A 12,569-nucleotide genomic window follows, 5' to 3' on the forward strand; every position below is an offset into this window, starting at 1 on the left:
GAGGCCGGACGTGTTCGACGACTTCGACCAGAGTGCCAAGGCCGCAGGCCTGGCCCTGAGCACCAACACCAACGACGAACAGGGCGCCGCCGCCCGGACCGTCGCCCGCCGCGCCCGCGACAAGGACGACCTCACCGCGCTGCTGGGCGCGCTCGGCCTGCCTACCGACGAGACCACCCTCACCGACCTCTTCCCCTTCCTCCCCGAACACGGAGACGCACCCATGACGACGCACCCCACCACCAGCTCGTCCCGGTCCGCGCACGAGGCCGTCGCGCTGTCGATGCACGCCGACGGCGCCAGCGAGCAGGTCATCCGCGAGGCCACCGGCCTGAGCGAGCAGGAGCTGAGTGACCTCATCGCCGACCAGGTCCTCGGACTGCCCCGCACCGGCGTCACCTCCCTCGCCCCGGCGATCGACGTGTCTGTGGTTCCGCTCCCGGGCTCCGACCCGCTCCAGGGGCTGATCGAGTGGGCGGCCGCGCACCCGGCCGCCTCGGTCCGCAAGAGCGCCGCCCGCATCACCACCGCCCTCACCGAGCTGTCCGAGCGCCGCGAGAGCGAGGCCGCGCAGCGCGAGGCGGAGGAGCGCGTGGCCAAGGCGAAGGCGGTGCTGGCGCAGGCCGAGCAGGACCTGAAGGCGGTGAAGACCGGCACCCGCACCACGGCGACGACGGCCGTGGCACCCACCCCGATCCGCACCGGCACCAACGCCACCTACAGCCGCGACGAACTCGCCGCGATCCGGACCTGGGCGCGCGCCCACGGCCACCCGGTCGCCGACCGGGGCCTGCCGAGCCGGACCGTCCTGGACGCGTACGCCGCCGCCCACCCGGCCGCTCCGGCCCGGAAGGCCGGCTGACGATGACCGCGATACCCCTGGCCCTCGACGGCTACCTCGACGAGCTCCCCGTCGCCGACGACGGCGGCCTGATCGCTCGCTTCCGGGTGGTCTCCTCGCCCACGGACGACGTCACCGACGAGACGGTCTGGGCCTGCCGCACCACCGACCCGCACCTCGCCCACACGCTGCTCACCCTGATGCGGCCCGGGGACCTGCTGCGCGTCGGCGGCCACCTCACCCTGCCCGGCCGCGGCGACGAGGGCGGCCCCCGTCTCGACGTCGACGCCCTGGAACTCCTGGCCCCCGCGCCCGCCATGGACCTGGCCGAGATGGTCCTCGACCGCTACGGCCCCTACCTCGTCGTCCTCGACCCCGACACCGACAGCGTGCCGGTCTTCACCGAGACCGGCGCCTGGGTCGGTGCCGCCCAGAACGCGGACGCCATCACCGACCTGATCCACGCCCACGAGACCGGCACGCCTCCCAGTTCCTGAGCCCTCAACCTGCCCGCGCCTGGCGGGGCCGCCCGCACCTCGCCGGGCGGCCCCGCCCCAGCGCCCACGCCGCCGCTCCCCAACCTCACCGCCCCGAAGGGACACCTTCGTGAAGCTCGTCATCGACCACGCCGACCTCGCCGCCGCCGTCGGCTACGCCGCTCGCACCCTGCCCTCCCGGCCGTCTGCCCCGGTCCTGGCCGGCCTGCTCCTGGACGCCACCGGCGACCGTCTGCGGGGCCGGGCGTTCGACTACGACGTCTCCCCCGACACCACCGTCCCGGCCACCGTCACCAAGCCCGGCCGCGCCCTGGTCCCCGGACGCCTGCTGGCCGACATCACCGCCACCCGCCGCGGCGACGTCCACCCCGACCTCGACGGCACCCGACCCCTACCGCGTCGGCCCCGTTCCTCACTGAGGCAGACAGCCGCTCCGGGAAGCACGTGCACCCCCCCCCATAGGGTCACTCCAGGACCCTGACCTGCCTTCACGATGGCGACAGCTCAGTGTTGAGCCTCTCGGCAGGTACTCGCTCGATGCGGGTCCATCCCCTCCAGCCTCGCTCCTCCAGGATTACCAGCAGCCGCGCGGCATGCGGTGAGGACTCAACCATGGTTGAGTCCAGCAGGCTGACGAACTGGTCGTCGATACCGTCGTCGGCACCCACCTCGCCAGCCTCCACGGCGCGAACCATCAAGCGCTCCATGATGTCGGCGACCTCGACGACCCGCGGGTCGTCGGCCGGCCAGTCGAGCGCCCCGCTGAGAAGGCTGTACAGCTTCACCATGTCGGGGTCGCCCAGCTCCTCATGCTTCTTGGCGATCACGGCGTCGATCGAGTGCGGCACCTGGGCGGCGATCATGATCCAGGCGTCCCGCTCCATCTCGATGTACCGCTCCTCAACGCCGAGACCGCGCAGCCGATCGAGGTAGTCCACGACGCTCTGCGGAAGCGCCAGGTGCTCTCCGGCGGCGAGCCTGGCGAGTCGGCTGCGAGTGTCCTGCAACCGCCGGATTTCGGCGCGCAGGGCCTTGTCGATCTCCAAGACGCCGCCGGCGAAGTCCTCCGGGCCGGCGGCGAGGAGTTCCTGTACCCGGGCCAGCGGCACGCCGGCGTCTGCGAGGGTGCGGATCCGGATCAGGCGCACAACCGCAGCAGCGTCGTAGGTCCGGTATCCGGACCGGTCGCGCTTGGGCTCCGGCAGCAACCCGATCCGGTGGTAGTGGCGTACCGCCCGCACCGTCACCCCGGCGTACGCCGCTAGCTGGCTGATGGTGAGCATGGGTCTCAGACTGCCTCAGGTGATCTTCCGGCGATAGGCGGCCATCGCGAAGATGTACGCCACGACGAGGATGCCGACGCACCATGCGAGGGCGGTCCAGATGTCGTTGCCGACCGGCTGCTGGGTGAACAGGTTACGGATCGTGTTGACGATCGACGTCACCGGCTGATGTTCGGCGAACCAGCGCACCGGCCCGGGCATCGTCTTTGTGGGCACGAACGCCGAACTGACGAACGGCAGGAAGATGAGGGGGTAGGCAAAGGCGCCGGCGCCCTCGACTGACGACGCAGAAAGCCCGGGAATCACGGCGAGCCAGGTCAGCGCCAGGGTGAACAGGAGGAGGATGCCGGCGACCGCGAGCCATGCCGACACGCCTGCCCCTGAGCGGAAGCCCATGAGCACAGCGACGCCCACGACGAGCACGAGCGCGATCAGGTTGGCGACCACAGAGGTGACGACGTGGGCCCACAGCACACCCGACCGCGCGATCGGCATGGACTGGAATCGTTCGAAGATCCCGCTCTTCACATCGGTGAACAGCCGGTACGCGGTGTAGGAGATGCCTGAGGCGATGGTCATGAGCAGGATGCCGGGCAGCATGTAGTTCACGTACGGAACCGACCCGGTATCGATGGCGCCGCCGAACACGTAGACGAACATCAGCATCATGGCGACCGGCGTGATGGCGGTCGTGATGATGGTGTCCATGCTGCGTGTGACGTGGCGCAGGGTCCGCCCCGTGAGCGCGACCGTGTCGTTGAAGAAGTACGTGGTCATCCTCGTCCCCCAGTTGTCGTGCCAGTGACGTCGCTCTTGTCGCTGCCGCCGATGACTGCGAGAAAGATTTCCTCGAGAGTCGGCTGTTTCTTGACGTACTCGACCTTGGCGGGCGGGAAAAGCTGCTTGAGCTCGGCGAGGGTGCCGTTCACGATGATCCGACCCTGGTGGAGGATCGCGATCCGGTCGGCCAGCTGCTCGGCCTCGTCCAGGTACTGCGTGGTGAGCAGCACCGTCGTTCCGTGGCTGGCGAGTTCCTTGACCGCATCCCACACCTCGATGCGCGCCTCGGGGTCGAGTCCGGCCGTCGGCTCGTCCAGGAAAATCACCGGCGAATTCCCGATGAGGCTCATCGCGATGTCCAGCCGGCGGCGCATCCCACCCGAATACGTGGACACTCGCCGCGCGCCCGCCTCGCTCAGGGAGAAACGCCTCAGCAGGTCATCCGCGATCGCGCCAGGGTCCTTGAGATGGCGCAGCCTGGCGACCAGGGCGAGGTTCTCCCGACCGCTGAGGATCTCGTCGACGGCCGCGAACTGCCCGGTGAGACTGATGGACTCCCGCACGTTCGCCGCTTGCGTGGCGACGTCGAAGCCATTGACGCTCGCCGCCCCCGCGTCGGCTTTCAGGAGCGTGGCGAGGATCCTCACGGTCGTGGTCTTGCCCGCCCCGTTGGAACCAAGCAGGGCGAAGATACTGCCCGGCACCACGTCGAAGTCCACACCGCGCAGCACTTCGAGCTTCCCGTACGACTTCTTGAGACTTTGCACGCGAATCGCCGGACCGGCGATCGATTGGGCTGTCATGGTCATCTGCCTCCTTCGCGGAGCTGCTCCAGGCGACTGCGCGGAAGCTCCTCCCGGAAGGATGGAGGGTTGACCCAGCGTCAAGGTCAAGCCCGTTCCGACCACGGCACGGCAGACCGGCCACTTACTCCAGGTCCTACTGCCCGCCCCTGTGACAGCTTGGTCGGCGCGGTCACCGTTGGGTGCGTTGTGGTGTCCGGGGAACCGCCGTGGGCAGTCGCAGGACAAATCCGGTGTTCTTCTTCCAGCCGTGTCTAGCGCGCGGCAGACTTACTCTCGGTCCGCAAAGGGGCGGGACGTTGAGGCGACAGGAGTAGCTCACATGGGTGTATGGAACTGGTTGCGCGCAGCGGCCGTCACGGCCATAGCCATGACAGGACTGACCGTCGTGGCCCCGCCGGCCTCAGCGGCCACCCGCCTCGGCGGCATCAACCTGAGCGCCTACTGCCAGAAAACAGTCAACCCCGGGGACGCCAGCATCGCCCGCTTGGTCGAGAACCACGCGAGGGGATGGCGCTGCGTCGACTCGATGTGGATGGGCGCGCCCTTCGGCTGGGCGACCTACAACGTACGAGGCATGGATCTCGACCACGCCTGTCGTTTGCAGTACGGCGGAGGGGCGTACAAAGTACTCGAGCAGAACCACGCGCAAGGCTGGGCCTGCTACCGATAGCACGCGCGTACAACATCGACTGACTGAGACTGGCTGACTCGGTCACCTTCTGAAAGCTCGGACACGACGACGGCCCTCTCCCGCGCGATGCGGGTAGGGGGCCGTCGCCATGAGGTCAGGCCCGGTTGTCCAGAGCCTTCCGGCGTCGCTTCACCGAGTCGACGAAGATCCCTGTGCGGTCGAGGAACTCGGTCTCGGCGATCTGTCCTATGCGGCGCGCCTCGGCCCACGAGTGACCGGCTCCGTAAGCGGCGTCGGAGATGCCGGGGCGCAGGGAATCCGCCTGCCGTAGATACTGGTTGCGGATGCTGGCGAGGGCGTTCCGGCCTCACTGCCCCCGACGACGCCCGCTCCGCCTTCTTCGTCCTTCTCGACCATTGCCGCTGGGTCACCGCCATCCAGGCCGCCGACCTCTACATGCGCCGCGTCCACGACTGGATCCGCTGGTGCCTCCACCCCGGCGACGGCCCTGCCGAGGCGATCCCCCCGCATTCCTCACGCCCTCCACACCCACGCCACCATCCACTGCCACCCCGACGACAAATGGCAACTCGCCTGGGTCCGGCCCGGTGAGCCCGGCGCCCTGCCGGTCACCGTCGTGCGGCACCCCGCCACCCCGATGACTGCGGCCGCCGTACCTGACCCCGACTGCAGCGAACAGGCCGCCACCTGGGCCCGCTAACCGCACCATCATGACGAAGGCCGGCGCCCCACATCCCGCGCGGGGCGGCGGCCTTTTTGTGTTTCTGGGACGTGCCTCGAAGCGATGCCGGATCGAGGTTGAAGGCGTCTTGGTAGGCGCTGAGCTCTTGGAAGCGTGAGGGGAGGCTGGTGAGGATCGATCTGGCAGGGGTGAGTCCGGCCGGGCGTAACGCACGGTCTTCATGGCGAGTTATCACGGCGTGATAGGTGGGCGGCTACTGAAGCGGAGTGAGGGGTTATCACGGCGTGATAGCTCGCCACGACTTCGTAACCTTGCTAACGCGTCAATGGCTGAAGTTGATCTAAGTAGTTAGTACAGTGACGCCTATGACGTCACCTGACACGGGCGGCGACCGGGAGAAGGTCGTCACCAAGCTCACCAGCATCCTCCGGCAGGACCTCAAGATCCGCGCCGCGCTCCACGGCCTCGACATGCAGAACGCCGTCGAAGCCGGCATCACTGCCTGGCGCAGTCTCGGTTCGAACCCCACGTCCGTCGACACCGCAGGAGCAGAGACTTACGCCACTTTCCTTCCCGAAGGCCTGTGGGACGGATTCCGCGACGACTGCAAGAACCGCGGTGTCTCCCTCACCCAAGGCATCGCCCAAGCAGTCACCCTCTGGCTCGACAACAACCCCGCACCCGAGGTCAAACGGCCCGCGACGGTTCGACGCTTCATCGTCTGCAACCAGAAAGGCGGCGTCGGCAAGACCGCCATCACCGCCGGCCTCGGCGAAGCCCTTGCCGAAAACCCCACCGCGCTCGTCCCTGTCCGCGTCTCCAAGCACTTCGCCGCACTGCTCGAAGAGGAAGACCGGCCCGAAGACCCACTCGCCCTGGAAGACCTGCCCGGCCTCGGACTGCGCGTACTCCTGGTCGACTTCGACCCCCAGGGCCACCTCACCAAGCAGCTCGGCCATGAACCGCTCGCCATGAACGGGGACTCCCTCACCAACCACATGGCAGGCGAAGGCAAGGGCGAACTGTCCGATCTCATCGTCACCGTGGACGAGGACCGCTTCGGCGGCAGGCTCCACCTCCTGCCCGCCTGTACCGACGCTTTCCTCCTTGACGTCCGTCTCGCCTCCGTACGGGCCCGCGAAGCCGCCCTCGAACGCGCACTGCGTCCCGTCGAAGCCGACTACGACGTCATCGTGATCGACTGTCCCCCCAGCCTCGGCCTCAGCATGGACGCCGCCTCCTACTACGGACGCCGCCGGGACAACGAAACGACCGGCAACTCCGGCGTCCTCATCGTCGTCCAGGCAGAGGACAGTAGCGCCGACGCCTACGGCCTGCTCACCTCCCAGATCGAAGACATGCGAGGCGACCTCGCCCTCGACATCGACTACCTCGGCCTCGTCGTCAACCACTACGACGCCCGCCGCGGATACATCGCCACCTCCTCCCTCCAGTCCTGGATGGACATAAAGGATCCGCGCGTCGTCGGCGTCATCGGAGACCTCAAGGAGCAGAAGGAAGCCGTCCGCGCCAAGCGCCCCCTCCTCGCCTACGCACCCCGGTGCGAGCAGTCCGTCGCCCTCCGCGCCCTCGCCCGGGAGATCAGCAAGTGAGCAAGGCCAAAAACCTCGGCGCCGGCACCTCCTTCGCCCAGGCCCGCCCCATCAGCGCACGCCGCGCCGCGATCGGCGCCGCTACGGAAGCCCCCACCGAAGGCGTCCCCGACCCGACGGAACTCCCCCTCCACCTCATCAGCCAGAACCCCGACAACCCGCGCGAGGAACTCCGCGACCTCGACGGTCTGGCCGAGAGCATCCGCGAGATCGGACTCGTCAACTCCATCACCATCGCCACCCTCGACGCCTACCTCGCCGAGCGGCCCGACCGAGCCGCAGACCTGGACGAGGGAACCCGATACGTTGTCGTCGACGGCCACCGCCGCCTCGAAGCCACCCGAATCGCCGGCAAGGAAACGATCCGGGTCAGTGTCAACAACGAACTCGTCGCCACCGACGAAGCCCTCCTCGAAGCCGCGTTCGTCGCCAACGTCCACCGTGACGACATGAACCCCATCGAGCAGGCCCACGCACTCAAGACGCTGGTCAAGTTCTACGGATCGCAGAACAAGGCCGCCAAGCGACTCGGCATCGGACAGTCGACCATCTCCTCCAAACTGTCCATCCTCGAGCTCGACCCCACGCTCCAGGCCGACCTCGTCGAAGGCCGCCGGACGATCGAGCACGTCCGCAACCTCTCCAACCTGACACCCGCAGAGCAGCGCGCCAAGGCCGACGCACGGGCCGAAGCCGCAGAGAAGAAGGCCACATCCAAGCGCGAGGTATCACGCCGTGATAACCCCCGCGCCGACACGTCCACCCCGGACGTGGAGACTCCACAGCCGAGCAGCACAGCACCAGAGCTATCACGCCGTGATAACCCCGACGCCCCCCAGGGCGCTGCACACGCCTCCGCGGACGACGTCCCCGCCCAGAGAAACAGCTCCGAACCACAAGAGGAGACCCCACAGGCTGTCTCCGGCCAACACACCATCGACACGCCTTTCAAGGCTCCGGCCAATGCCGAGGCGCCCTGGCATGACGGAGCAGCCCTTATGGACGCCGCCTTCGAACGGCTGGGCCCTGCCGAGCGAAGCGAATTCATCCTTCGTTATTTCCGAAGGAGCCAGGGAGTCGAAGCCGTCGTCGCCGACATGCGGGGAACCCTCCCCGCTCAAGCCCGTTCGTCTCTCGCAGCCATCCTTCAGCAGGTCGCCGCCGGTCTCCTGAAGGACGTCTAATCAGTCACGAGGGCCCCTGCTCCCCACTCCAAAGGGGAATAGGGGCCCTTCCTGCAACCAGCAGATGCTCACACAGGAAAGGCTCCCCCAGAGGGCCGTGAGGCGGAAAACGGTGCCCGCTGAGCAAGCGCCGTCTCAAGGCCGAGTCAGGATGTCGTGGGTCCCGATGCGGCGCCACACGATGTGCCGGTCCCCGGCTATCCGCGCCCGGCCGTAGCACCACGTCGCGCGCCCGTCCGACGCCCAGGTTCAGTTCGTAGACGCCCGGAGCGGAGCGCACGCCCTTGATGCGCAGGCCCGGGTGGAAGGGCCGTCCGGTACGCAGGTCGAGGACGAAGGCGTCGAGGACGGCGCGGCGGAACCGGCGGCGCTGTGCGGGGGTGAAGCGGTCGAGGTCGGCGGCGAAGCGGGTGGTGGTCTCGAACGTGGGCACGGCGGTCCTCCGGGCAGCACGACGAGGCCCCCGGTGGATACCGGGGGCCGGGAGAGCCTTCGGGGTGAAGCGGCAAGAGTTTGCTACGTGGTGCTGGTAGGTGTCAGGCGGCAGTTTGGGGGTGGTGCCGGAGAGCGATGACACTCCGGTTCGGCACCGGGCTGTATCCCGCCTGGCGGGACGTGGACGAGAAAGTCGGGCCTCTCGTCCCGCCCGGCGGGACGTGGACCGGATCGGCCTTTTCTTGCTGGTCAGCGCGGTGTGGCGTGGTGGCCATGATGGATGCCAAGTGGATTACGCGCGGCCAGATGTACCGGTACTTCCTGCGGCAGGTCGTTGTCGGTGACCATCTCCGCCTTGCCCGCGCGTCCCTCGGTGAAGCCCAGGCGAAGGCAGGTGTCCCGCCGGGCCGGTGGATGGGGCGAGGCCTTGGCGACCTCGGCCTGCGCGCCGGGGCGATTGTCACCGAGCACGAGCTCCGCCAGCTCTTCGGCGAGGGCCGGCACCCGCACGGCGACCGCCTCATCGCCGAGGCGCTCGCCGCCGGGAAGACGCCGGCGATCGCGGCGAGGGCCGGGAAGCTCGGCCGCGCGGTGGAGGTCACCGGAGCGGATCTCGTCTTCCGTGCGCAGCCGACCATCCAGCTCCTCTGGGCGCTGGGGGAGGAGGAGACGCGGCGGGTGATCGAGGCCGCGCACGAGCGGGCGATCGAGGCGACGCTCGTCTGGATCGAGGACCACGCGGCGACCATCCGCGTCGGCGCCCAGGGCCGCTACCCCACCCGGCCCGTCCACGGCCTGGCTTTCGCGCGCTTCCGCCACTACGAGTCGAGAGCCGGAACCCCGCTGCTCCATGACCACGTCCTGGTGTCCCTGCGCGGACTGCGCCCGGACGGGAAGTGGGGTGCGGTCCATTCCACGACCCTGCTGGAGAACGTGGTCGCGGCCTCCTCTCTCTACAACGAGCTCGTCATGGCCGAGGTGTGCGAGGCGCTGGGTGTGGCGTCCGAGCCGCGTACGGTCAGCGCGGGGCGCCGGCCGGTGATGGAGATCGGCGGGGTGCCGTACGAGCTGATCGGCTGGATGTCTCAGCGCGGCCGGGAGATCGACCTGTGCCGCCAGGAGCTGGAGCACGAGTACGTCACCGCCGTCGACGAGGACGGCAACCTCAAGTTCGCACCCGTCGTCTCCGAACAGGCCCGCACGAAGCTCAACCGGATCGCGGCCAGGAAGACCCGCCCGCCGAAGCCGGAAGCCCACTCCCTCACGCAGCTGCGCGCCGACTGGAAGGCGAGCGCGAAGGAGTTCCTCGGCGAGGCCGCCGATCTCGTCGACAGCCTGCTGGAGCGGGCCCGGGCCGCGGCCGCCGCGATCCGCGCCCGCGTCGCCGAGACCCTGGACATCGCCCTGACCGCCCTCGGCGTCAGCGCCATGGTGTTCGTGATGAGCAGCAACGGCCTCTTCCACCGCCGCCACCTGCTCGCCGAGACCCGCCGCTTCCTCGCCCTGGTCCAGCGTGGGCGCCGCCGCGAGCCCGGCCTGGACGAGACGATCGTGGACACGGCGATCGCGGCACACTGCCTGGACATCACCGAACCGAAAACCACCCGCGGGCTCCTGGCGGACTACCGCCTCTACACCACCCACTGGGCCCACCCCGACCCGGCCCGCAGCCGCCGGCGCGTACCGGCAGCGGCTCCCGACGCCGACCACCGGCCCCCGGCCGGGCTCACCGCTCCGAACGTCCCGGCCCCGCCGGGGAAGCCGGGGGAGTGGGATATCCCCCGCGACGCTCCGGTCCTGCCAGTGGAACTGGGGGAGTGGGACATCCCGCGCGTTCCGCTGCGCTACGACCGCGCGGTCATTGCCTCCACGGCCCTCACCCGCCAACTGCGCGCCGCGCGCGGCGCGGGACGCACCCGGTACTACGAGGGCGTCGTCGCGCACCAGCAGGCCGCGATGCCCGAACAACTCCTCCCTTTCCCTACCGTCGACGCCGACGCCCAGGAGTCAGAGGGGGAGTCGGCGAACTACATGGAGAGGCTGCGAGCGCTGCGGAAGGCGCGTTCCGGGACGGATGTACAGGACCTGACCGCCGAGCAGATCAGCAGCATCCAGACCCGCATCGAGGAGATGAAGAGGCGCGGCGAGGCACTCCGGGAACGCTACGAGCCACGCCCCGAAGCTCCCGCTCCCCGGCTGGTCCTCGAGGACCAGGAGCGCGGGCAGCATCCCGGGCAACCCGGCCCCGGACACGGTGGGGCGAGCCGCTGAGTGGACTCTACTCCCACGGTGGGTTCCGCTGACTGGAGAGTAGAACCCACCATCGCGACGATGTAATGGCGCTTTTCGACTCCGTGTTTCTCCCTGACCTGATGCCGTGTTAAGGAGAAACGCACCGCCGTCGCCGACCTCTTCCGCTTCTCAGAGGGCGTCCATCGAGTGGAGCCCACCGAGTGGAATACACCGTGCGGAGCCCATCCACTCCTTCGTTCCTCAGCCCGCCGGGTAGACCGGGGCCGAGGTCGCAGTTACACCGGCTGGGTCGCGACCGGCGGTCATGCCCTGGTGGTGGGGGAGGGAGATGAGGGTGGGGGGAGCCGGTCACCGATGTGCGGAGGTCTTCGTTGTGGTCCACCCGATTGCGGATCTCACACCCGAGTCCATGGAACGCTTGGAGCAGCTCACCGACGCGGTCCGGCTGCAGTCGGGCGCTGTACGCGGTGCCCGCCACGCCTGCGCCGGTGAGGGGGCGCCGGACGCGGCAGTACCCCGGTGGCCAGCCGAGCCCGCCGCGGTCTGTACACCCACGCCGTTCCCGCCGCCGCCGCTGATCCCACTGCCTCTAAGACCCTCAGCGCATAAGAGACACCGCCTCCCAGTCGGGCTGCTGTGTCGCGTACATCTTGAGGAAGATCAACCTGCACGATCTGGCACCCCTTGCTGACTGGGGGCGGGGGATGCTTCAGACCGCAGGCCGCCTCATTCGTGCCATGAAACTGATGTTCTCAGCCTGTAGGAAGACTGTGCTCGGTTGCAGTCCTCGAAGCTCATCGAAGACCTTCGGCGCGAGAGCGCTTCGTAGGGTCCCTTCGCGCTACCGTGCCACGCAAAACGAAAAAATGGCCCATAAACCGCATCTGGCAAAAACTGGACCTCCAGAAAGGGGTCACTGAGCGCCGTTCACAGGAGTGCCGGTATGAATCGACCTGGTAGCTCTAGATAGGCCCCCACAGGCCGGCACAGCGCGTTTTTGGCCCTTGGACACCGTTACTCAGCCTCAAAACCTGCCAGTCAAGAGGCATGGCTACATGTAAGCGCTCCTCACATGAGGATCACTGGTGCACCCGGCTTCTTGTCAGATGCCGCTGTTACGTTGATCAGAGAATCCTGCTTCGACCCCTGGGGAGGGCACATGTGCCACGAACGGCTTGCCAGGTTCTCCCGCGAGCGTCTGGACGACCGTCCGGTACCCAAGGATGTGGGGGCCCTACTGGTGACGCAGTGGGAAGGCCGCACTGATCTCACTCACCTCCTTGACCTTGTCTTCTTCGAGGAGGGAGAGGTTCACCCGCTGCTGGACACCAGCTACCTGAGCGAAGACGAACTCGCCGACCCCGAGATGTAGGCCATCAATGCGGCGGCCGCGGAGATGGCTCGGCACATCAAGCTCGTGGCGAAGGGCGGAAAGGGATGGATCGGTTACTGAGCCGTTTTCATCCTGTCCCTGTGGGGTGAAGTGGCAGGTCAGCGGGGGTGTGTAACGAGGCGAGGCTCCTGGTCGTTGCGGTGGTGTTCT

At 68.2% G+C, this 12,569-nt stretch carries 11 protein-coding genes; 7 read left to right on the forward strand and 4 right to left on the reverse strand.

Annotation, left to right across the window (positions count from 1 at the left end; all coding sequences use genetic code 11):
* Positions 1-10 precede the first annotated feature (10 nt).
* From ACFY7E_RS24630 to ACFY7E_RS24640, 3 genes are all read left to right on the forward strand, one after another.
* The gene (locus ACFY7E_RS24630) at positions 11-862 is read left to right on the forward strand and encodes a histone-like nucleoid-structuring protein Lsr2 (protein ID WP_389488194.1); all 852 of its coding nucleotides are present in this window, start codon (positions 11-13) and stop codon (positions 860-862) included.
* 2 nt (positions 863-864) lie between these two features.
* Complete coding sequence (locus tag ACFY7E_RS24635; protein WP_389488196.1) at positions 865-1,338, forward strand: hypothetical protein; 474 nt, start codon at positions 865-867, stop codon at positions 1,336-1,338.
* Positions 1,339-1,447: 109 nt separating this feature from the next.
* A complete protein-coding gene (locus ACFY7E_RS24640; RefSeq protein WP_389488198.1) occupies positions 1,448-1,819 on the forward strand; it encodes a hypothetical protein in 372 nt (123 codons plus the stop codon).
* Positions 1,820-1,826: 7 nt separating this feature from the next.
* Here ACFY7E_RS24640 and ACFY7E_RS24645 read toward each other — a convergent pair whose 3' ends face one another.
* From ACFY7E_RS24645 to ACFY7E_RS24655, 3 genes are read right to left on the reverse strand one after another with little or no spacing between them, the layout of a single operon-like run.
* Positions 1,827-2,621, reverse strand: coding sequence for a MerR family transcriptional regulator (locus ACFY7E_RS24645; protein ID WP_389488200.1), 795 nt, complete (start codon positions 2,619-2,621; stop codon positions 1,827-1,829).
* 15 nt (positions 2,622-2,636) lie between these two features.
* Complete coding sequence (locus ACFY7E_RS24650) at positions 2,637-3,398, reverse strand: ABC transporter permease (RefSeq protein WP_389488202.1); 762 nt, start codon at positions 3,396-3,398, stop codon at positions 2,637-2,639.
* The gene (locus tag ACFY7E_RS24655; protein WP_389488229.1) at positions 3,395-4,204 is read right to left on the reverse strand and encodes an ABC transporter ATP-binding protein; all 810 of its coding nucleotides are present in this window, start codon (positions 4,202-4,204) and stop codon (positions 3,395-3,397) included. The genes ACFY7E_RS24650 and ACFY7E_RS24655 overlap by 4 nt, the downstream gene beginning before the upstream one ends.
* Positions 4,205-4,526: 322 nt before the next feature.
* Here ACFY7E_RS24655 and ACFY7E_RS24660 point away from each other — a divergent pair, with 322 nt between their 5' ends.
* From ACFY7E_RS24660 to mobF, 4 genes are all read left to right on the forward strand, one after another.
* Positions 4,527-4,877, forward strand: coding sequence for a hypothetical protein (locus ACFY7E_RS24660; protein ID WP_389488204.1), 351 nt, complete (start codon positions 4,527-4,529; stop codon positions 4,875-4,877).
* A gap of 1,029 nt (positions 4,878-5,906) precedes the next feature.
* Positions 5,907-7,154, forward strand: a complete 1,248-nt coding sequence (locus ACFY7E_RS24665) for a ParA family protein (protein ID WP_389488206.1) — start codon at positions 5,907-5,909, stop codon at positions 7,152-7,154.
* A complete protein-coding gene (locus tag ACFY7E_RS24670; RefSeq protein WP_389488208.1) occupies positions 7,151-8,338 on the forward strand; it encodes a ParB/RepB/Spo0J family partition protein in 1,188 nt (395 codons plus the stop codon). The genes ACFY7E_RS24665 and ACFY7E_RS24670 overlap by 4 nt, the downstream gene beginning before the upstream one ends.
* A gap of 711 nt (positions 8,339-9,049) precedes the next feature.
* On the forward strand, positions 9,050-11,044 hold the full coding sequence (mobF, locus tag ACFY7E_RS24675; protein ID WP_389488231.1) for a MobF family relaxase: 1,995 nt from the start codon (positions 9,050-9,052) through the stop codon (positions 11,042-11,044).
* Between the two features lie 1,216 nt (positions 11,045-12,260).
* Here the strand turns inward: mobF and ACFY7E_RS24680 are convergent.
* A partial coding sequence (locus ACFY7E_RS24680; protein WP_389488210.1) for a hypothetical protein occupies positions 12,261-12,569 on the reverse strand: 309 nt, incomplete at its 5' end.

The organism is Streptomyces sp. NPDC012825 (genome assembly GCF_042900925.1).
Taxonomy (GTDB): domain Bacteria; phylum Actinomycetota; class Actinomycetes; order Streptomycetales; family Streptomycetaceae; genus Streptomyces.

Bases quoted from the DNA above. Each gene is read 5' to 3' on its own strand.
- ACFY7E_RS24635 (WP_389488196.1), top strand. From the start codon at position 865: ATGACCGCGATACCCCTGGCCCTCGACGGCTACCTCGACGAGCTCCCC.
- ACFY7E_RS24645 (WP_389488200.1), bottom strand. From the start codon at position 2,621: ATGCTCACCATCAGCCAGCTAGCGGCGTACGCCGGGGTGACGGTGCGG.
- ACFY7E_RS24650 (WP_389488202.1), bottom strand. From the start codon at position 3,398: ATGACCACGTACTTCTTCAACGACACGGTCGCGCTCACGGGGCGGACC.
- ACFY7E_RS24655 (WP_389488229.1), bottom strand. From the start codon at position 4,204: ATGACAGCCCAATCGATCGCCGGTCCGGCGATTCGCGTGCAAAGTCTC.
- ACFY7E_RS24660 (WP_389488204.1), top strand. From the start codon at position 4,527: ATGGGTGTATGGAACTGGTTGCGCGCAGCGGCCGTCACGGCCATAGCC.
- ACFY7E_RS24665 (WP_389488206.1), top strand. From the start codon at position 5,907: ATGACGTCACCTGACACGGGCGGCGACCGGGAGAAGGTCGTCACCAAG.
- mobF (WP_389488231.1), top strand. From the start codon at position 9,050: ATGGATGCCAAGTGGATTACGCGCGGCCAGATGTACCGGTACTTCCTG.